Origin of the sequence: Methanothermobacter defluvii, from assembly GCF_003385755.1 — an archaeon.
Classification (GTDB): Archaea; Methanobacteriota; Methanobacteria; order Methanobacteriales; family Methanothermobacteraceae; genus Methanothermobacter; species Methanothermobacter thermautotrophicus.
In genome coordinates this window covers 1-20,324 of record NZ_QREL01000003.1, presented here as the reverse complement: position 1 = coordinate 20,324, position 20,324 = coordinate 1, and the positions used below count along the sequence as shown (strand labels likewise).

The window sequence follows — 20,324 nt, the reverse complement described above, 5'->3', positions numbered from 1 at the left end:
ATTCCGCTACTAATCGAGGAGTTTCTGGACCTCAAGGTCATGGCTGGCCTCCTCTGTATTATAGAGGCTGCGCCCGGTGGAGTCCATGGCAACTATGAGGGGTCCGAATTCCTCCACCTCGAGCTCCCAGATCGCCTCAGGCACCCCCAGGTCAAGCCAGTGAACTGCCCTTATGCCCTTCACGGCTGAGCCATAGAGGGCTGCGCAGCCCCCGACAGCGGCAAGGTAAACTGCCCCGTACCTTCTAAGGGCGGATCCTGTTCGATCATCCATCCCCCCCTTACCTATAACTGCCCTCACGCCAAGCCCCAGGACCTCCGGCTGGAAGGGGTTCATCCTGCCGCTGGTTGTGGGTCCCACAACAACAAGTTCTGCCTGGGGGTCCCTGATGGATTCAGCTGTGGTGTTAGGCTCCTCGTTGAACCTTATTATCGGTCCCGCATGGAATATCACAGAACCCTCAATATCAAAGGGAGCTCCCCTCTCAAGGATCCTCTTATGGGCCCTGTCACGGGCTGTGAATATCCTCCCATTTATGTAGACCACGTCACCCACACGGAGTTCAGTTACCTCCTCAGAAAGTGGTGTTTCAAGTTTAATCTCCATGAAAAACATCTCCTGCCCTCAGTAGATAAGGCTGTGCACCATGCACAAGGACACCGAATCACGAGTTCGTGCCATCGAATATTACAAGATGGATCAGATTTTTGGCACTTAATCATGAGTTCGTGCCATCGAATAAATTTAATAGGGATCAGATTTTTAAATATCTTTCTCCAGTATTAGCCTGGCTGATTGCCAGAGAGATCAGTATGAGGTAGAACATGTCAAGTACGAAGAATGTGACTGACCTTTCAAAGTACATCATGACACTCCCTGAAACCGAGATATCCCTCCTCTCAATGATATTCATCAGTTTCATTGTGGGTGCCATCGGGTTTCTCATAGACCTTGTCCCGGGGTCAAGCAACCTCCATGACATCCTGTATGGAGGTGCAAACGGAGTCCTTGTCCTTGGATTCACATCCATCATGGCGGGTGCAATCACCCAGCCCTGGGTCAATTCACTGGGCGGCAGGAAGATGAAGATGAAGCAGTCCATGTTCCTTGCATTCTTCTCAATGCTCATCTTCTCAATTATCTACCTGGGGGGATGCCTGGCGTCATCCATCCTGAAAAGTGACCTCATACTGGACTCAATAATAATTGCCTCTGCAGTTATATTTGGATTCCGTCTTCTGGTGATCTGGGGAACCTCAAACATAAGTTTCACCAGTTCCACGCTGATATCATCTGTCCAGCCCCTCCTGATTGTGAGCATGAACGTGGTTGTCGCGGTTCTGAGCCTCACAACCAACGTTGGTTACTTCAGTGTCATAGGATTCTTTCTGAAGATGCTGGTGGCCTCAGTCATACTGATACTCGCCATCTACTCCTTCGTCATGGTGGTTGAGTCTCCAATGCGAAGAAACCTTGGTGTGGGGTCACTGGAATTTCTCAGCCTCTTTCTCTCCCATATAACCGAGGACTCCCCTGAACTTGAGAACATATTCAGTGAAATAGGGGAACCAGTTGATACCCTCGCAGGGGTTGTGGCCTTCAGAAGGGGGTCCGATGTGAAGGCCATCCTGATAAGCCCCTCAGTGCACCCCGGCCCCATAGGTACAATTGGCGGGGCTAACATGCCCACCATACTCTCAGGCAGATTCAGTGAATTCACCATGGTTGCCCATGGCCCCTCAACCCATGACTTCAACCCTGTATCGATTAAGGAACTTGAAAAGGTGGAGGCTGCTGTGAGGGAGGCCCTAGATGATATGGAATACCATGAAACTGCCAGTGAGTTCAGGCGCTACACAAGAAACAGTGCCAGTATCGGTGTACAGTTCTTTGGGGAGGGTATGCTTATGCTTGCAACACTGGCCCCGGAGGGCTTTGATGATATAGAATTCGGTGTTGGGCTCTCCATGATGAACCTTGCAAGGAGTAAATGCGGCTCAGAAAACGTGGTGGTGGTGGACTGCCATAACTCCTTCCAGGGGGAAACAGGCCGGATACTTGCAGGTAACCCTGAAATGTTTGACCTCCTTGATGCCGTTGAGCTGGTTGAATGTCCATCAGATTACCACAGTCTGCGGGTCGGATGCGCCCGGAGGACAGGTAAGTTCTCAAAGGAGGATGGTGTGGGTGAGAGTGGAATCATGGCCATGGTGGTTGAAGCCGGGGACCAGAGAACAGCCTACATCCTCCTTGACTCGAACAACATGGTGATGGGTTTCAGGGATGAAATCAGAGAGGAGATCATGAAGCTGGATGTGCATGAGGCAGAGGTCATGACAACCGACACCCACTTTGTAAACACCCTCTCAGGGGGTCACAACCCTGTGGGTAAACAAAAAAGAGATGAAATCAAAAATGAGATCGTCATGACGGTTTCAGATGCCCTGGACGACCTTGAAGAGGTTAGCGCCGGTTGCAGGGTCGTTAGAATAAAGGGGCTCCACACCCTTGGACCCACCAACTCCACTGAACTCGTATCAACCATAAGCTCAATTGTTGCAGTCAGCCGGCTGATAGCACCCCTCATATTCGTTCTCGCAATTATATTCGTATTTGCCTGGGTATTCTGGGCTTAAGAGGTGAGCAGTTACTGTCATTGAACTGAAGTTCTAAAATTTCTCACCTTTAGCCTTCAGGATGCATTTATGGGGTTATTGTTGTTGAGGTGATGAGTATGGCCCATACAACAAACCATATGAAGAAAAATGGGACTATACCGCTCCAGAGCCACCCCTTAAATCCTCCGACTTCATCCTTCCCGAATAGCCTTTCAGCAATATTTCCAACAATGAGAAGTATCACAAGACCCGCGAAGGTTCCTAGGGCCTGATTTTTCCCAAAAACCGCTATTGAACCATTAGAAAGATAGAATGACACTACTGCAGCCACTATACCTGCAGGAACGTGGAGAGCTGTCATTTTGGCCTCAATATCCATTTCAAAACCTCCAGATAATTATTCTGTATCCGGTTTAAATCAAACCATACAGATGATATTATTGGTCCATGGTTAATATACTTAAACAGATTGAAGATCTTCAAGAGGGGAAATGTGAACATACTTAAACCACTGGAGATATAGAGGAATGCAGACCTGATGTTTTACAGACCACTCCTTTTCCCATGAGGTGTTATATATGAAGACAATGTCAAACGTTGATGTTTTCGCAGTTACCAGTGAACTGAATGAGATGCTGAGGGGTGCCAGGGTCGATAAGGCCTACCAGCCCCTGAGGGATACCGTGATCATAAGGTTCCATGTGCCAGGTGAGGGGAGGGTTGACGTGGTTATGCAGGCCGGTGTGAGGATCCACCGGACAAACTACCCCCCACAGAACCCCAAGGTCCCCCCATCATTCCCCATGCTACTCAGAAAGCACCTCAAGGGAGGCGTGGTGAGGGAGGTCAGACAGCACGGCTTCGACCGGATAGTCGAGATAACCGTTGAGAAGGATCAGGAGTACACCCTCATGGTTGAACTCTTTGCAAAGGGCAACATAATACTCCTGAACCAGCAGAGGGAGATAATACTCCCCCTGAAAAGGAAGACCTGGAGTGACCGGAGGATAGCGTCCCGTGAAATCTATGAGTACCCTCCATCAAGGGGCATCAACCCCCTGGACCACGACCCCTCAGAACTTGAGGACATACTGATGAACTCCGGGGCTGACCTCATAAGGACACTTGCAAGGAACGGGTTCGGGGGCCTCTATGCCGAGGAGATAGTCCTCAGGGCGGGCCTTGACAAGAACACTCCATGCAGCAATCTCACCCCTGATGATATAAGGAAAATTGATGCTGCAATATATGAAACCTTCAAACCCCTCAGGGAACTTGATCTGAAGCCCCACATCATAGGAGATGGTGAAGACGTCCTCCCCATCGAACTCAGGGTATACAGTGGAAGGGAGAGAAGATACTTTGAAAGCTTCAATGACGCTGCAGACGAGTTCTTCAGCTCCATCTTCAGGGAGGAGATAAGGAGGGCCCATGAGGAGGAGTGGGAAAGGGAAGTTGATAGGTTCAGGAAGAGGCTCCGGATTCAGAGGGAGACCCTTGAAAAATTCAAAAAAACAATAGAGGTCTCAACAAGGAGGGGTGACCTCCTCTATGCGAACTATTCCCTGGTGGAGGAAGTGCTTGCCACCATAAGGAGAGCCCGTGAAAAATACTCATGGGATGAAATCAAAAATATAATAGCTGACGCACGTAAAAGGGGTCTTCCAGAGGCCAGTAACATCACCGAAATCGACAGGATGGGGAACATAACAATATTCCTTGATGGTGAGCCAGTAAGGATTGATTCAAAGCTTGGAGTCCCCGAGAATGCAGAGGTGTACTATGAGAAGGCCAAGAAGGCCAAGAGAAAGATAAAGGGTGTTATGACCGCCATTGAGAAGACCGAGAAGGAAATTGAAAGGATTGAGAAAAAGAGGGATGATGCCCTCAGGAACATCATGGTTCCCAGGAGGAGAGTTAAAAGAAAACTGCGCTGGTTTGAGAAGTTCCGCTGGTTCGTATCCTCTGATGGTTTCCTGGTGATCGGTGGAAGAGACGCCGGAACCAATGAGATGGTTGTGAAAAAACATATGGAACCCCGGGATATATACCTCCACTCAGACATCCACGGAGCCCCATCCGTTGTTATAAAGACTGAGGGGAGGGATGTCCCGGAGACAACCATACAGGAGGCCGCAGTTTTCGCGGCTTCATTCTCAAGTGCCTGGACCCGCGGATTCACATCACTGGACGTTTACTGGGTCCACCCTGAGCAGGTCTCAAAGACACCCAGATCCGGAGAGTTCGTTGCACGTGGTGCCTTCATCATAAGGGGGTCCAGGAACTATCTGAGGGGTGTTCCCCTCAAGATAGCCATCGGGGTGGTTGACTATGAGGGTGAGAGGATCATGAGCGGTCCTCCCTCTGCCGTTAAAAGAATGACAGAAAAGTTTGTTACCGTGAAGCCAGGTTACACAAAAAAGGAGGCCCTTGCAAAGGCCATAAAGTCAAGGGTCGATGATGAAAATCTATTCCCCCTCGAGGACTTCATAAGGAACCTTCCACCCGGGAAGGGGGATATAGTTGAGGATGACTGAAATTAGTGAGATATTATACAAAGTTTAACTCAAAATCATGGAAGGAACTCGGACTATAAGAAAGAGTCTGTGTCTGGTAACTAAATCATTCAGAAAGCTGTGTGTTAGCTTAGCAAATCATTGCAGTTAGGGAATGATAAATGCTACTGTAGCTTCACCTCACGGTCCATATTATGGTGGAATTATTCTTGTATATTGGTTTAATATGTTCTGTTTCTTCTTTAAGGATTACAAGTTTTACAAAGAGCGAATCCTGGAATCTTTTATCTACTACGATGGCCTGGTTTTTGTCCAGGAGCACTATTATTGAGAAATCGCTTTTACCGTCACCCTCTATTACCCTCTTAAAGTTTCTATATTTTATTATAGTGGTGTATGGTTTCCTGTTCTCCCATGAGGCCCCGCTGGTCAGGTCAAATTTAACATCATTGGAGTAGTATCTTATCTGGCCAGTATCATTTGATGAACCTACATAATAAATGTAATCATAGCCCCTGGACCTGTTAAAGTCCCAGAATCCATAATATATGTACCAGTGCCCCCATTTTATCATGTCATCCTTTGTCAATATTATGAACGGTTTATTGGTCGGGTGGGTATATGAGAGAAGCTCCCCAGTGAATCCTGGATCAATCCCATACTTTTCTTGAAGTGTTTTTTCTGCATATATCCTGTTAACGCCAAGTATATCATCCAGTATGGTTACTGTCAGGCTTGTATTCCCGGTTCTGTTGTTGAGTAGTTCTACAGCCTTGTTACCACTCGTGGATAGCATGCTAAAGATGCCAATAGATAAGCTCTCGTTATTAGTTGCGAATGCATGATAAACCCAATAACTTCTGGGAGTGCTTGGGTTCATCCCACCATCCATGAGCACCGGCCTTTGTGAAAATGTTGCAAGCGGATGTCCATAACCCCATTCTGTAATTACGACGGTATCCATAGAAGTTTCGTTTTTGATCCAATAGGAGGCTGCTACAAAATCATCGTCGACAATGGGCACAAATTGTATCTCGTATGCCTGTATAAATGAAATTGTGGATAACATTACCACCAGAGATAATATGAAAACGTTCCCGGATCTACGTAATCGCATGGATGGTGAACCTTTAAGATAAGAAGCCATAACTCCCATAAGTAATCCAAGGAATATTATAAGTGGAGGTATGACTAATAAGGCAAAACGTGTACTTAAAGAATACGCTGCAAGACCTATTATAAGCCATATGCCAATTAAGATGAAAGGATACCAGCTAAAATCTGGAAGATGAACCCTCTTGATTTCATCCCTTAACATGATACTCCCAATGATCACGAACCCAAATAAGCCAATACCCATATTTACCGGCCCAGGCAATGATAAAAATTCATCAAAGGTTGGAGCACTTAATTCAGATATTGATTCGAAGATTCCTGGCCAACCACCAGCACTTAATGATTTAAATGTGAATTTGAAAAAAGTTGGAAAAATTAAAGCATACCCTAAGCGTCCAGCTAATCCTATAATAAGCAATGAAATTATAACAAAAACTGCAATTTTCCTGGAAAAGCCCATCACTGCCTTTCCTTTAAGCTTGCATAATGTCATATACAATATGCTCGATATTATTATTATGTAGAAAATGTATGCCCAACCATTCCATGAAAGTGAAAGGAGGGCGAGTGAGAAAGATGATAAAAGAAGGGGAAACATATAGTTGTTTTTCGTTTCGGTAGCCTTTAAAAGAAAGAAAATGACAAGTAGGGGGAAGATTATATTAAACATGTCAGTATCAAAGAACCCTGGCACAGTCCGGGAGAAGTAGACTGGCGCCAGAACTAATAATACGCCGCTTAAAAGCCCTGGAAGGTCACCAGCATACCTCCTAACCATGAAGAACATGACAATCCCCGCTAATGGTCCTATGATTGCAGGCAGCCAGAAACAGGTTTCAATGAGGCTGAAAGGTATGAAAAGATTAATAAAATTGTGAAATAACAAGGAAATCCATAATATTAACGGAGGGTAATTCACTCTATTACCTGGAGGATAATTACTGTGGAGGTCCCATGGGGTGCCGTTTATTATTTTATCCCCCGGGTGTCCATGGTCTAATATGTTGGCGGTAAGACGGTAGTTATAGTAGGAGTCAGGTTCGTACATGTAGGGTAGGCCGTTTTCATCAGTGAAGTAAGCCCTATCTGCAGTGTTCATGCCTTTGAGTTCTGCTGTCTCGATCCTTGAAAAGAAACCGATAGAGAATATTATCAGGATAATAATAAAAGTTTTTAGTTTATCCAAACTGTTCACTCCTATAACGAGACATTCTGGACTGAGAATTCTTTGGAATCACTTTAGATATGGATAGTTCTTTTTAGATTCTTTGGGGCCTCTATAGAATGGTAATAGTCTGTTAATCCAGGTAAAGCTTAATACTACTTAACCTTCCTCTTAAGATTCTTTTTAAGCAGGAAGTTCAGATCAATGAAGTACTTACCCTCCTCATCTGAGACAATTATCGAGTCATCCTCAAGGAGTGATGTGAGGTTAACCTCATATATTCCATTCTTTTTAACCATTATGGTCTCAATGGGCTCCCCTCTGGGTTCGGGATCTTTCCTCTCAGCCACATACCTGAAGTACCTGCTTCCGCACTTCGGACAGCCATTCATGAGCTCCTCTGAGGAGCTGAACCTGGCACCACACTTAATGCACTGATGCACCGGAATCACCGATCTCGGCAATCATTGAAAGGAAGTTGGACTTCCTCTTGACCGTCTTCATAACATTGGCAGGCCCTATTATGGTGAGCCCCACCGTCCTCCTCTTTGAAAGACCCATGAATGCCTTCTCATCCTTTTCAAGTGTGTATATGTCTATACCGACAAAGTTCTCAACGTCGATCTCCCTCATGGTCGTCTCTATGAGTTCTGCCTCCTCTGATGGAGAGAGGCTGCCCTCAAGTACCAGTATGTCCCCATCCTTTACACGGTCTATGATCATTGAGATCTTTTCCATGCTGCTTTTATCTTCAAGAGCCTTTGATGAAAGGAAATCCATTTTTAAGCCATCCATTTTAACTCCTCATCTGAATTTTTTAACCATTTCCATGTAAAGGTCCTCTGTTTTCTCACCGTGCAGTGCGGATATGGGGACGACTGTGTGCTGGGGAAAGACCGATACGATCCTCTCAGGTGAGGAATCAGGAAGGTCTATCTTATTGGCAACTATCAGGAAGGGTATCTTCCTTGCCTCCAGGTTCCCTATTATGGTTATGTTCGCCTGTGTCAGGGGATCCTGTGATGAGTCCATTACAAGTAGAACCCCTGTGACATCGTCCAGCCATTTTATGGCCTCGATTATGCCCTTTGTGGCCTCCTTTGCCCTTTCCTTGGCCTCGGGTTCTGATAATCCAAACTCCAGGAAGTTCTTGTAGTCAACCTTGGTGGCTATCCCCGGGGTGTCGATGATATCAAAGTCAAGTTCGGCGCCATCCTTTTTTATGGTTACCTTCTCCTTCTTGTAAACAGTCCTTGTCTCGTGGGGTATCTCTGATGTTAAACCCAGTGGTTTTCCAAGCCAGTCCTCACACATTCTGTTGGCCAGGGTTGTTTTACCTGAATTTGGGTGACCATAGAGTCCAATCTTAAGTTTCTTGTTCCTTCCAAGCAGTTTATCCAGGAAGTTTGTGAAAAAATTTGCCATCCTATCACTCTTTCCTTGATTAATCAGTATTCATAGAATCCTCCGACATCGAGGATGACGACCTCTGTACCGGGGGATGTCCTTTCAACAAGTTCAGCAAATATTTCGGGGTTCTGTTCAATGACGGGAAACGTATTGTAGTGCATCGGGAGAACCTTTTCAGGTTTTATCCAGCCGGCTGCCACTGCTGCATCCTCAGGCCCCATGGTGTATCTGTCGCCTATCGGTAAGAGTGCAATATCAGGCCTGTAAATCTCACCTATAACATCCCTCATATCTGCAAAAAGACCGGTATCACCGGCATGATACACCTTACCCTCACGGGTCTCAATTATAAAGCCACAGGCACTGCCTCCAGATGTCACCTCCTCTGTAAAGTCTATATCTGATGAATGCTTTGCATCAACCATCCTTATCCCTATACCATCAATGGAAATTTTTCCACCGATGTTCATCCCGGTACTTTCAAGGCCCTGCCTTGAGAAAAAAACAGATAGTTCATGGTTCGCTATCAGGAGTGCGCCTGTCCTCTCAGCGATCTCCATTGCATCGCCGAGATGGTCTGCGTGTCCATGGGTGACGCATATCACGTCTGGTTCGAACTCCTCAACTGCTGTGCTGCAGACAGGGTTGTTACTTATGAAGGGATCCAGAAGTATCCTTGTATCAGAGGATGTTATCTCAAATGCTGAATGTCCAAACCACTGAATTCTCATTAAACTCCCTCCAGATTGATTTCATTGGAAAGTTCCCATGCCTCCTCAAAGAGTTTTTTGATCTCAGAGATCGATTTTTTATCCTTGTAGATGACACCAACCTCAAAGCTTTCATATATGGGATCCGTTGATATTATAAGACCATTTTTATCATCTGCAACCGCTGCAACTGTGTGTATATGTGGCATTGTTCTTATCTGGACGTTGTTATCCATCAGGACCTTTATTAGCTCCACCGAGGCCTCATCATCCAGGCTGGCCTCCTGTATTATGAGGCGGCTCTCGGTATCCATGAACTTCTTGAGAACAGAGACATCTATATTCCGTATCCATGGATACATGAGTACAACTCTTTCCTCTGCTGCCGTAATTGTCTCCCTCATGGCATCCTGAACGTCTGAAGCATCAAATGACCATATTATACTTGGTTCACGTGTTTCGGCCCTTATTCTGTTTATTGCGCCCTTGAATGAGTCAAGGCGATCCTCAAGGAGATCTTCGACGTCATCAACGTTTTCAATGTACTCCTGTTTGAGTCTCTGGAGCCTCTCTGTAACGTAGCTGTTGTCTGCTGGTTTCCTGGAAGGGGCTGTTTTTGCAGTTGCTGAAGTTTTTTTCCTGACAGGCTTTACCGCGGGTGGCTTTCTGGTTTCCTCGGGTTTCCTGGCCCTTCTAATCTTCGGTAACTTGAGAAACTTCCTTTTAGGCTCTTCCCTGGATGTGGGAGCCTCCTCCTCTTCCGGGACCTCCTTCTTTGGAGCGGGTCTCATGGGCCTTATGGGAGCTGGCTTTCGGGGAGGTTTCTCAGCCTTCCCAGGAGTTTCAGGGGAGGGTACCTTTTCAGGTTTTTCTGGCAATTCACCACCCAGGATTTCCTTAGAGGGTTCTGAAGGTTTAACCATGGAATCTGCAAATGCTTCTGATCCTTCAGCCCCCAAACTTTCATCAGAGGTCTCTGTGACCTTGGTGAGTTTAATAGCCCGTGATTTCACTTCATCTTCAGATGTTTCAGTTCTTACAGGTTTCACTGGCCCGGGTTTCCTCGGGGTTACCTTCCCCGTGGATTTGACTGGTTCCGGAGTTTCAGCTTTTTCTCCGCCCTTAACTATTCCAGGGACCCGGCGGGGCCTCTGGGGTTTTCCGGGGCCTTCAGTCTTAACAGGAGCTCTAGCTTTTTTTATCCTTTTTTTGTCTTTTTTAGGCTCAGATTCCGCTTTTAATGATTTTAGATCAACCTTTCCAGCGAATAGAAGGGTTATTATGAGGCCGGGTACAAAGAGAATGAGTCCCAGGAAGAACATGAAGATATCAGGGGGTGTTGCAAAACCAAGGGACATGAAGTAAAGGCCAGCAAATATCATGACGATTCCAGCGATTGTGATAATCAAATATATCATTTAATGCCTCCCGCTCCCAAGAGTAACTAGTAATTACAAGTCCAGTTATCTATTTCTGCCTTCATTTATAAAAGGTTTTTTAAAGTGAACTTTTATATAATCTGCTTTCCATAGGTAATTCATAAATCATATGGGGTGGATTTCATTGATGATAGTTTTGGATGAATGCGGCCAGGGAGCCGCTGAGTATATACTTCTGTTTGGTGGTGTTATTGTGATTGCGATAGCAACTCTGCTGATTTACAGTCAGTACCTGAAAACAACGAATCCCCTTAATGTGGCGGGTGACCTCGACAGTGTGCGGGAGAACGTGAAAACCGGTTGAACTAGAAACGAGTAATTAAAAGTTCCCTGCCCTTATTTCAAAGTATGTTATGAGGTGCCTCAGCTGTTCAGGGGCATCATCCTCATCACTCAGGGCATAGGCGAGTTTCTGGGTTATGATCCTTTTCTGATCCTGGTCCAGGGATAGTATCTCATTCACTATCGTGCTGAATATGCCCTCAGCATCAACTCCCAGCTCCCCTGTTTTTGTCATGAATATCTTCCTGAGTTTGTTAAGAGCTGATTCTGATTCATGGAGATTCTCAGATTCAAGTTTCCTTATAAGGAGGTTCATCTCAACTGGATCCCTCTGAACAAGGCCAAATACTATTCCATCAGGTTTCAGGGACTGAACCCTCTCAACACCATCGTATACGCCAAGGTCGTAGCCAGTGACTGTTATCCTGCTGGCCTTGAGCAGCTTGAATATGGCCTCATTTATTGTTTTATCAGTGACAGCAAAGCCAATTTCAGATCTTATCCGCTCCCCCAGTTCAACCCTGCTGAGGTCCCCCTCCTGCAGAACTTCGAGTATCACCCTGTCGATGTTGTACTTCCGTGGCATCACATCACCTTTGTGATATTATGAACAAAACCCTTTAAATATGTTGATATTGATGTGAACAGAGGAGTATAACCAGCGTGTTATCCGCTAAATTTATAAGTGGATAGACACATATTAATGTAGCAAGCCAGAACTGGTGAATATTGATGGAGGTGTATAATATGAAGTTCTTAAAAGATGAAGCAGGACAGGGTGCAGCTGAATACATACTGCTCTTCGGTGGTGTAATAGTAATCGCAATAGTCGCACTACTGATCTACAAAGCATACTTTGATCCCAGCAAATCAAACCTCAACGCAGCAGGGGACATAAAAGAAGTAAGAACCAACGTCGACCAGGGATGATAAAGAAGAATACATGAAATTCCTTGACGACATAGACACAGTAAGAACCAACGTCGACACAAACGTCCAGAAAATCTGACTGAACTTAAGAGTAGGTTGAATTGTTAATCGAGGAAGAGGCACAGATAAGCGCTGAAATGATATTAATCGTAGGAGCCCTCCTGGTAATAGTCATAGCCGTGGGCTCCTACATTTTCAGCATTTCCGGCTCCATAGCAGGAAACATAAGCGAAGTAATCAACACAGCCCGTGACTCCACGATTAACAAACTCTAAATTTTTTTAGTTAATTTTTTAGATCTAATTTTTCTTAGCTGTTTATAATGTAAACCTTTATCTGCTTATTCCTGTAGACAAGTGAGAAGTTCTCATCGTTAACCCCCATGATGAGTTCTAAAAGCAGAGAATCCCTGTATTTTCTATTAATCCTGTATGAACCATCAGGTGTTTCAAGAACTGTAACGTTTCCAGAAGAATTGATTATTTCCTCTTCAATCACATCATCCTTAAGCCGGATCAATGAGTAAGTTCCTGCCGGCATATCACCTGAATCCCCTTTAGAGGCTATCAAACCTATCATCTTTTCAGGGACCACCACAACGATTTTTCTTGAAGTCATGGGATGTGTCATGTTCAGTATCCGCAGGGCCTCTGACTCTGAAAACCCATACCTGTGCATAAGGACGTCCATGGCACTCTCCCTATTCAGTCCAAGGATCTCATTCATTATCCTGTATGCCTGGACCTCACTGCCGGTTTGATTTTTAAGGAGGATGTAGGCATCATCCCCAGAATTTGCCAGCATCCTCAGTATGTTTAAAGAGAGGGTTCTGTTCTCAGATGAAAGGGAAAGGTTTATCCAGTAGTCCCTCGCCGTTGTTGGTATCTCTGGATCCATTGATGATCCATACCACACTCCCCTGGCGGGTAATGTCTCAATATAGGCCAGGCGCCCATCATAGACGACTGGTCTGTCAGCTTCAGACGCATAGAAGTGACCATAACTCCATTCAGTTATTATAACTGCATCACTGGGAGTGTTTTCAGCTATCCAGTGGGCAGATTCCTCAAAATAATCATTGTAACCCGGCTTTAAATCTGCGACCATGTTACCGGATATTGCAAGCTGTGCTGATACTGTAAAGATAATAAGAATAAATAAAACCCCTTTAATCCATCGGAACCTGAATTTACGTGAGCAGTCCAAAAGAATCCCTGTGAAGATCCCCGCAGATACTGAGAGGGGTGCTATGAGTATCATTACAAACCTGACACCCTCAAGAAGCATCAGTGCACCGGTAGCGATCCAGACTGATATAAAGATTACTGGAAGGCCCACTGACCCCTTTCTCCGGTAAAGCATATAATATGCAGGTATTCCAGCAGCTCCCAGTACAGTGAGTGCTGGTGAGATGTGCCCCAGAACCTTATCCATGGACGCTGGCTGAAGCTCGGCAACAGTTGTATATGAATCCGGCCACGGGTACCAGATGGATTTATCCACTAAATCATGTATATGCAATGGAGTCATGATCAGTTTAATTAGTTCAAGATGGTTGAAGAGGGTTAAAAGGATAAACAGAACCATGAAGGCCGGTAGGAATGTTTCCAGAATATTCCTTAGGGGTTTCCTGGACCCTGAAGTCAGGATTAAAATGATGAATGTTACCAGCGTCACATAGAACATCACCTGCCATCCGCTCCATGTGATGGAAAACAAAAAGAGGATAAAGCCGCCGATGGCTGATAGAGGAACCCTGTTCACCTCCCTGGCATCAGCTTCGATGAAAAGGAACAATACCGCCATAGACAACGTAAGGATGAGCATATCGGTATCGTATAATCCATAGACAGTTTTTACGAGATAAAATGGTGCGGATACCAGAAGCAAACCTGCTATGAATGCAGGAATGTCCCCCTGAAACCTTTTTACAGTGAAAAAGCATATCACACCTGCAAGTGGAGCCAGCAGAGGTGGCATGATCAGACAGACAGCCCTGAGGCTCACCGGTGCAATGACACCTGTGATAGCATGCAGGATGACGGCGAGGAGGAGGATTCCTGCAGGATAATCCAGAGGCACCCCTGGCGGATAATAGGAATGCAGGTCCCAGATTTTACCTCCAATCACAGCGTCCCCAGGGATTCCCCTAATCGCCAGATTCTCTGTGAGCCTGTAGTTATAGTATGAATCACTCTCCTGAAAGTACTGGAGTCCATCATCATCAGTGTAAAGAGGGTCATCATATCCTGCGTTGAGCATCCTTATGGAAAACCCAAAGACAAAGATCACTGCAACCAGCAGGAATGTCCGCATATACTGCCTCAAAATAATCTAACCCCCCAGACAGTTACAGATCCATACTGTATATCTTCCTGCCATCTTCCTGTATGTTCAGTGTCCTCAAAAAAGATAGATTCCTCATGGTACATGCCAAGTACCACTGCAAATTTATCAGCCCTCATGATGCCATTGAAGAATATCAGGAGCATCAGAATAAAAATCTTCAGCCTCTCATCCATGTACAGTTCCAACACCACCTATTTCAGACCATAGAGAGACGGATTCATACGGGGTATCATGGCCATTAAAACGCACTGCTCTGTGTTACCGGTCCTATCAAGGAGTCCGCCTGAAAGGAAACTCACCGCACCCCTTTTCCTGCCCAGCTCATCCACACCTGTGAGTTCATCCATTACATCACCCACCTCCCTTCCGGCGAGGACCTCCTCAACCACCATGGGAGGGTACTCAAAGCCGGCGCTGACGCCCAGGGTTATGTGTTCACCATCATAGATGGCACACCATTGCAGATCAACAAAGCCTGTGATCGTCTCAGGGACCCTGTGGAGTCCTGACTCGATACCAACACTGAGTTCACAGTCCCTGAAGGCCCTTCTGGCACGGTTCACCGCCCCCCGAACGGTTTCCTCCAGCCCCACTGGCTGATCAGGGACCCCTGATTCGACCTCAACACCCCTGACCTCAACGTCACCGTATATCAACCCGAGGACGTTCTCTGTTGCCCTCACCTTAACGGGATTCCTTGAGCCAACATTGACCTTCATGTAAAACACCACCGAATCTCCTTAACCTGAATATGAGCCAGGTCATCATACCACACAAAGTAACATCCCATCTAAAACTTCACCGTGACCGGTCACTCCCTTCTCCTTCTAAGGGCCCCACGTATCCTCTTTATTATGTGGCCCATGGGGTCTATCTCACCCCTCCTTATCCTGGTGGATGATATTGGTATTCCATCGTCAGCATTCACCATGTCGATTGTTATGATGTCCAGTTCCCTGAACCCCCTATTCCTCCTTATTGCATTGATCTCACGGGCAACGGGTTCTGTCTCCCTGCTCACAACTATCGCTTCAAAGGCCTCATCTGTTACTGTGGTCCCATAGGGATCATCAAGTCTCATTACGTGATAATCGGCATCCTTATCCCTCAGGTACTCCTCAAGGTTCTTCATGCGGACACTGCAGGGTTCAATACCCTCTCCCTTTGCAGCTGCAAATTCATCGGAGGTCACGCCGATCATGACAGTCTCTCCAACACGGAATGCCTCATCAAGGAGTCTCCTGTGGCCCTTATGAAACCTGTCAAAGGTGCCGCCAACTGCAACCAGTGAATACTTCCTCTTCATCGTATCATCTTTAAAAGTCAATAACAGTTAGATCAGCTGAATTTATAAATCATGCTAGACAGCGGAGATTAATGAACCTTCAACCTCACATGGTATTGCCCCATGGAGCAGTTTAAGTGCCATGAACCTAAATATAATCTCATGGAACTCCGGGAATACAATGTCATCATCAAGAACCCGAGAAGGGTTGATTTGAGGGTTGCCTCATGCTACCCCAGCCCATACTCCACTGCCATGTCATCACTTGGTTATCATATTATTTACCACTTTCTCAACTCAAGGGAGGACACCTGGTGTGAAAGGATCATACACCCCCACAGACGCAGCTTTGAATCAGGTAGCCCCCTCAGGGACTTCGATGTTGTGAGCTTCACCATCCACTATGAGGAGGATTACTTCAGGATCCCGGCCATGCTCAGGGATGGTGGCCTGGAACCCAGAAGATATGAACGCACAGGTCCCCTGGTTATAGCAGGTGGCCCCTGCATCACCTCCAACCCCCTCCCCCTCTTAGATTTCATCGACCTCTTCATAATAGGTGAAGCAGAACCCGTCCTCGACATGGTTATGGACAGGTGCCTTGAACTCGATGACCCCCGGAGAGAGATAGATGAGTTCAGGGATATAAGGGGCGTGTATGTCCCTGACAGTCCTGCGGAGAGGGTTATAGTTGAGAACATGGATGAGGCATGTCACCCTGTAAGGCAGATAGTCCCTGTAACAGATGACAGGTCCCTGACACCATCCCTGGGGAGGTCGTTCCTCCTGGGAGTTTCAAGGGGCTGTTCAAGGGGCTGCAGGTTCTGCATGTCAGGTTACCTCTACCGGCCTAAGCGTGAAACATCCCTCAGGAAACTCATTGACATCTCAGAGAGGGGCTGTGAGGCCACAGGTTACAGTAAGGTGTCCCTCATAGGTGCAGCGGCCTCAGACTACTCCCGCATAGATGAACTCTGCAACGAACTCGTTGATATGGGCCTGATGGTTTCCATGCCGTCCCTGAGGATAGAATCTGTTACACCTGAACTCATGGAGGCCCTCATCAGGGGAGGTCTTAAGACAATAACAATGGCACCAGAATCAACCATGAAGCTTAGAGACAGACTGAACAAGCCCATCACTGATAGCATGGTCTTTGAGAAGACCAGGAAGGCCCTTGAAATGGGGCTGCGTGTTAAGATGTACTTCCTGATAGGAGCGCCCGGCGAGACCCAGGAGGACCTTGAAGAAATGGCCCGGCTCATGAGGGATCTGTCAGAGATCAGGAGGGGGCGGGTGAGCTTCAGTGTAAACCCGCTCATCCCGAAACCACATACACCCCTTCAGTGGGAGGGCTATGATGCACGTGAGATGAAGCAGAGGATAAGGTTCCTTGGCAGACTGGTCAGGGGGCTTCCTGTAAGGATGGGAAGTCCGCGGGGTGGTCTCATACAGCATGTCCTGTCCACGGGTGGCCCTGAAATAGGGGAGCTCATAGAAAGGGCATCCCTATCAGGGGTTCCGGTGAGGGAATGGGAGGCTCATGCTGGACCGAGAGACCCTGGTGCGAGGTTGCCCTGGCACAATATCAGTGTGGGTCTGAGGGAGGACTTCCTGATGGAAGAATACATTAAGATGAAGGATGACAGATTAACACCATGGTGTGAAGAATCAGGCTGCTACGGTTGCATGGATAGCTGCCCCTCACTCAGGCATTGAGAGAATGTTCTGAGATCCAAAATAAATAAAGGCGATGATCATGAGGAAATTTGCCTCCCGTGTAAAGGATATACAGCTTTCTGAGATAAGGAAAATATTTGAGGTTGCAGACGAGGATACAATAAACCTTGGCATAGGTGAACCAGATTTCAGTGTCCCTGATCATGTCAGGGAGGCTGTTAAGGATGCTGTTGACGAGGGCCTGACCCATTACACCTCCAACATGGGGATGGAGGAGCTGAGGGAAGCCATAGCAGATAAACTTAAAAGCGAAAACAGGGTTCATGCTGAACCAGAATCAATAATAGTGACTGTGGGTGCCAGTGAGGCCATATTCATGTGCACCCAGGCCCTTCTTGACATGGGTGATCATGCCCTCATACCTGACCCTGGTTTTCTATCCTATGATGCCTGTGTCCGGCTTTCCGGGGCAGTGAGCATACCCGTGCCCCTCAGTATGGATGAAGGGTTCTCGATGAGCCCTGAAAGGGTTGAATCACTCATCACCGGGGATACCCGGGTCATAATAATGAATTCCCCATCAAACCCAACCGGGAGCGTCATGGGAAAGGATGATGTGAAGGGGATTGCTGAGATCGCCGAGGACAATGACCTGATAATAATATCGGATGAGATCTATGAGAAGATAATCTATGATGGAAAACACTACAGTCCGGCGCAGTTCACAGATAACGCCCTCATAATCAATGGGTTTTCAAAGACCTATGCAATGACTGGTCTCAGGATCGGTTACGTTGCCGGCTGTGAGGATATAATTGAGGAGCTCCTGAAGGTCCACCAGTACAACACCGCCTGTGCCCCTTCAATATCCCAGTACGCAGCCCTTGCAGCCATCAGGGGACCTCAGAACTGTGTTAAGGATATGGTGGATGAGTTTAGAAGAAGGAGGGACCTTATGTTCCGTTCCCTCACTGATATGGGCCTTGAATGTGTCCTGCCCGGCGGGGCATTCTACATGTTCCCGTATGCTGGGGACTCAGAAGAATTCACAAGGCTTTCACTTGAAGCTGGAGTTGCAGTTGTCCCGGGATCCGCCTTTGGGAATGAAGGGAAAGGTTACATCAGAATGTCCTATGCAACATCCTATGAGCTTATCGAGGAGGCTATGGAACGACTTAAAACTGTCTGTGGTGTTTGATTTGGAGGAATCTGAGAGAATACGTCTTGGAAAACGCGCCGCCTTTGCTGGTATAGGTGGCAACGTACTGCTGACATCCCTCAATTTCCTGGTCGGCATATCCTCAGGGAGTGTTGCGCTTGTTGCTGAGGCAGCCCATACACTTTCTGATGTACTGACATCTGTGATAACCTATATAGGCTTCAGGATAGGGCAGCGCCCACCTGACAGGCAGCACCCCTACGGTCATGGACGGGCTGAGGCCCTTGTCGGACTTGTTGTTGTGGTCTTTCTTGGTATAATATCCTATGAGATACTCTCTGAGGCCTACCGTAAGCTCTTCCTGGAACTGGCGCCACCAGACTACACGGCGGTCCTGATGGCTGGTTTTGGGATAATCGCAAACATTGCAATGACCACCTACATCAGGCGTATTGGCGAAAGGATAAACAGTCCCGCGATTGTTGCAGATGCTCAGCATCAGAAGGTGGATATATTCTCATGCATCGCAATAATGTTAGGGGTCGCGGGTTCACACCTGGGATTCAGATTCCTTGACCCCCTCGTTGCTGTGATCATAGCGGTCCTTGTTCTCAAAACAGCCTTTGATGTTGGACGTGAGAACGTTAACAACATACTGGGGGCGGTCCCATCCCCCGAGATCATGGAGGACATAGAAAAATCAGCCATGTCTGTGGATGGCGTTAAGGGGCTGCATGAGGTCCGTATAAACCACTTTGGACCCTACGCCTCAGTTGATCTGCACATTGAGGTTGATGGTGATATGATGCTCCGGGATGCCCACAGAATAGCCCATGATGTTGAAAGGAGAGTCATAGAGGATATTGATATAATAAAGATGGTCAATGTCCATGTCTGCCCTGTGGGAGAGAAGTCCAGGTGCCTTGAATGGTCATAGATCTTGATGAGAGATAAAAAACAGGAACTACTATCACCACTTTCCTGAAAATAATTAAAGGATTAAAATTAACCCTGACTTTTCCGGGAAAATTTTCTATGGTAAACCAGAAGCAGAAGCAGAAGCAGTGGGATGACTATATCAATGTAGAGTGGTGCTCCGATATTGCCTGGAGAATAGTTAAGGTTAATTAAAGCGTCCATGATGTGCCCATAGGCAGCGCCAAGGTAAAATACGCTGAAACCGATTATGGTTGCCATCCAGAATTCTCCACGAAACTTCCAGGATAGCAGGCCCAGTACACCAAATGATAGGTTCGCAAAGGCAACTTCAAGCTGGAATGGACTTCCAGTGGGCCATCCGATATACATTGCAATCACATCCGGCATAAAGGCATGCCCAAGGAAGGCCCATAGTGAACCCAGTCCAACCTGCACTGTTAGAATTGAGAGAAGAGCTATTTCAGCAAACTTTTCAGAATCCAGTGATGATCTGTTACGATAAGAGAGACCTAAAATTGTAAGGACTGTCAAAATTGGCCATAAATAGTATGTTTCCATTTTCCACACCTGCATTTAGTTAATTAAAACTATGCAGATCTGTGGAATATAATTTTCGGTTATTTTTTCAATTATGAGTATGAGGGTGGTCTGGCAGTGAAGTGGGCTTCCCACAGCAAAAAACCGCAGTACACACCCACAACGCAGCAGGACTTAACTACTGAGATC

General features: G+C 46.6%; 22 protein-coding genes. 8 read left to right on the top strand and 14 right to left on the bottom strand.

All coding sequences use genetic code 11. The annotated features are described in order from the left end of the window. Positions 1 to 9: 9 nt before the first annotated feature. Complete coding sequence (locus C7452_RS07635; protein ID WP_115892747.1) at positions 10 to 606, bottom strand: FumA C-terminus/TtdB family hydratase beta subunit; 597 nt, start codon at positions 604 to 606, stop codon at positions 10 to 12. A 218-nt stretch (positions 607 to 824) separates the two neighbouring features. On the opposite strand from C7452_RS07635, the gene C7452_RS07630 reads away from it, so the two are divergent. Next, positions 825 to 2,636, top strand: coding sequence for a DUF2070 family protein (locus C7452_RS07630; RefSeq protein ID WP_115892746.1), 1,812 nt, complete (start codon positions 825 to 827; stop codon positions 2,634 to 2,636). Positions 2,637 to 2,703: 67 nt separating this feature from the next. Here C7452_RS07630 and C7452_RS07625 read toward each other — a convergent pair whose 3' ends face one another. Then, a complete protein-coding gene (locus tag C7452_RS07625) occupies positions 2,704 to 2,997 on the bottom strand; it encodes an EMC6-like membrane protein (RefSeq protein WP_010877504.1) in 294 nt (97 codons plus the stop codon). 199 nt (positions 2,998 to 3,196) lie between these two features. On the opposite strand from C7452_RS07625, the gene rqcH reads away from it, so the two are divergent. After that, positions 3,197 to 5,155: a ribosome rescue protein RqcH gene (gene rqcH / locus C7452_RS07620; protein ID WP_048061171.1), complete on the top strand. Its 1,959-nt coding sequence runs from the start codon at positions 3,197 to 3,199 to the stop codon at positions 5,153 to 5,155. A gap of 154 nt (positions 5,156 to 5,309) precedes the next feature. Here the strand turns inward: rqcH and C7452_RS07615 are convergent, their stop codons facing one another. The 6 genes from C7452_RS07615 to C7452_RS07590 all read right to left on the bottom strand — a co-directional run bounded on the left by C7452_RS07615 (position 5,310) and on the right by C7452_RS07590 (position 10,953). Then, positions 5,310 to 7,436, bottom strand: coding sequence for a dolichyl-diphosphooligosaccharide--protein glycosyltransferase subunit STT3 (locus tag C7452_RS07615; protein WP_048061170.1), 2,127 nt, complete (start codon positions 7,434 to 7,436; stop codon positions 5,310 to 5,312). 134 nt (positions 7,437 to 7,570) lie between these two features. Continuing rightward, a complete protein-coding gene (locus C7452_RS07610) occupies positions 7,571 to 7,858 on the bottom strand; it encodes a Zn-ribbon domain-containing protein (RefSeq protein WP_010877501.1) in 288 nt (95 codons plus the stop codon). Then, entirely contained in the window at positions 7,842 to 8,210 is a 369-nt protein-coding gene (locus C7452_RS07605) for a DUF2073 domain-containing protein (RefSeq protein WP_010877500.1), read from the bottom strand. Before C7452_RS07605 ends, C7452_RS07610 begins: the two co-directional genes overlap by 17 nt. 9 nt (positions 8,211 to 8,219) lie before the next feature. After that, a complete protein-coding gene (locus C7452_RS07600; protein WP_010877499.1) occupies positions 8,220 to 8,840 on the bottom strand; it encodes an Era-like GTP-binding protein in 621 nt (206 codons plus the stop codon). A gap of 23 nt (positions 8,841 to 8,863) precedes the next feature. After that, positions 8,864 to 9,556 carry a metal-dependent hydrolase gene (locus C7452_RS07595; protein WP_010877498.1) on the bottom strand — a complete coding sequence of 231 codons (693 nt, stop codon included), beginning with the start codon at positions 9,554 to 9,556 and terminating at the stop codon, positions 8,864 to 8,866. Then, positions 9,556 to 10,953: a hypothetical protein gene (locus tag C7452_RS07590; protein ID WP_115892745.1), complete on the bottom strand. Its 1,398-nt coding sequence runs from the start codon at positions 10,951 to 10,953 to the stop codon at positions 9,556 to 9,558. Before C7452_RS07590 ends, C7452_RS07595 begins: the two co-directional genes overlap by 1 nt. Positions 10,954 to 11,101: 148 nt before the next feature. On the opposite strand from C7452_RS07590, the gene C7452_RS07585 reads away from it, so the two are divergent. Further along, complete coding sequence (locus C7452_RS07585; protein ID WP_245942906.1) at positions 11,102 to 11,278, top strand: class III signal peptide-containing protein; 177 nt, start codon at positions 11,102 to 11,104, stop codon at positions 11,276 to 11,278. Between the two features lie 15 nt (positions 11,279 to 11,293). Here C7452_RS07585 and C7452_RS07580 read toward each other — a convergent pair whose 3' ends face one another. After that, on the bottom strand, positions 11,294 to 11,842 hold the full coding sequence (locus tag C7452_RS07580) for a hypothetical protein (protein ID WP_048061169.1): 549 nt from the start codon (positions 11,840 to 11,842) through the stop codon (positions 11,294 to 11,296). A gap of 161 nt (positions 11,843 to 12,003) precedes the next feature. Here C7452_RS07580 and C7452_RS07575 point away from each other — a divergent pair, with 161 nt between their 5' ends. Beyond that, entirely contained in the window at positions 12,004 to 12,186 is a 183-nt protein-coding gene (locus tag C7452_RS07575) for a Flp family type IVb pilin (protein WP_115892810.1), read from the top strand. 101 nt (positions 12,187 to 12,287) lie between these two features. Next, positions 12,288 to 12,461 carry a class III signal peptide-containing protein gene (locus C7452_RS07570; protein ID WP_115892743.1) on the top strand — a complete coding sequence of 58 codons (174 nt, stop codon included), beginning with the start codon at positions 12,288 to 12,290 and terminating at the stop codon, positions 12,459 to 12,461. A gap of 34 nt (positions 12,462 to 12,495) precedes the next feature. Here C7452_RS07570 and C7452_RS07565 read toward each other — a convergent pair whose 3' ends face one another. The 4 genes from C7452_RS07565 to C7452_RS07550 all read right to left on the bottom strand — a co-directional run bounded on the left by C7452_RS07565 (position 12,496) and on the right by C7452_RS07550 (position 15,841). After that, a complete protein-coding gene (locus C7452_RS07565; RefSeq protein WP_115892742.1) occupies positions 12,496 to 14,514 on the bottom strand; it encodes a dolichyl-diphosphooligosaccharide--protein glycosyltransferase subunit STT3 in 2,019 nt (672 codons plus the stop codon). After that, on the bottom strand, positions 14,511 to 14,720 hold the full coding sequence (locus tag C7452_RS07560) for a hypothetical protein (protein ID WP_048061168.1): 210 nt from the start codon (positions 14,718 to 14,720) through the stop codon (positions 14,511 to 14,513). The genes C7452_RS07565 and C7452_RS07560 overlap by 4 nt, the downstream gene beginning before the upstream one ends. Before the next feature lie 6 nt (positions 14,721 to 14,726). Next, entirely contained in the window at positions 14,727 to 15,254 is a 528-nt protein-coding gene (yjjX, locus tag C7452_RS07555; protein WP_115892741.1) for an inosine/xanthosine triphosphatase, read from the bottom strand. Between the two features lie 92 nt (positions 15,255 to 15,346). Next, entirely contained in the window at positions 15,347 to 15,841 is a 495-nt protein-coding gene (locus C7452_RS07550; RefSeq protein WP_048061166.1) for a phosphopantetheine adenylyltransferase, read from the bottom strand. 141 nt (positions 15,842 to 15,982) lie between these two features. Here C7452_RS07550 and C7452_RS07545 point away from each other — a divergent pair, with 141 nt between their 5' ends. From C7452_RS07545 to C7452_RS07535, 3 genes are read left to right on the top strand one after another with little or no spacing between them, the layout of a single operon-like run. Then, positions 15,983 to 17,539, top strand: a complete 1,557-nt coding sequence (locus C7452_RS07545; protein ID WP_170130331.1) for a radical SAM protein — start codon at positions 15,983 to 15,985, stop codon at positions 17,537 to 17,539. 34 nt (positions 17,540 to 17,573) lie between these two features. After that, a complete protein-coding gene (gene gntC, locus C7452_RS07540; protein ID WP_115892740.1) occupies positions 17,574 to 18,698 on the top strand; it encodes a guanitoxin biosynthesis PLP-dependent (S)-gamma-hydroxy-L-arginine cyclodehydratase GntC in 1,125 nt (374 codons plus the stop codon). Then, the gene (locus C7452_RS07535; protein ID WP_333473163.1) at positions 18,691 to 19,596 is read left to right on the top strand and encodes a cation diffusion facilitator family transporter; all 906 of its coding nucleotides are present in this window, start codon (positions 18,691 to 18,693) and stop codon (positions 19,594 to 19,596) included. Before gntC ends, C7452_RS07535 begins: the two co-directional genes overlap by 8 nt. A 68-nt stretch (positions 19,597 to 19,664) precedes the next feature. Here C7452_RS07535 and C7452_RS07530 read toward each other — a convergent pair whose 3' ends face one another. Then, positions 19,665 to 20,156: a DUF6790 family protein gene (locus C7452_RS07530; protein ID WP_115892738.1), complete on the bottom strand. Its 492-nt coding sequence runs from the start codon at positions 20,154 to 20,156 to the stop codon at positions 19,665 to 19,667. Positions 20,157 to 20,324: the final 168 nt, after the last annotated feature.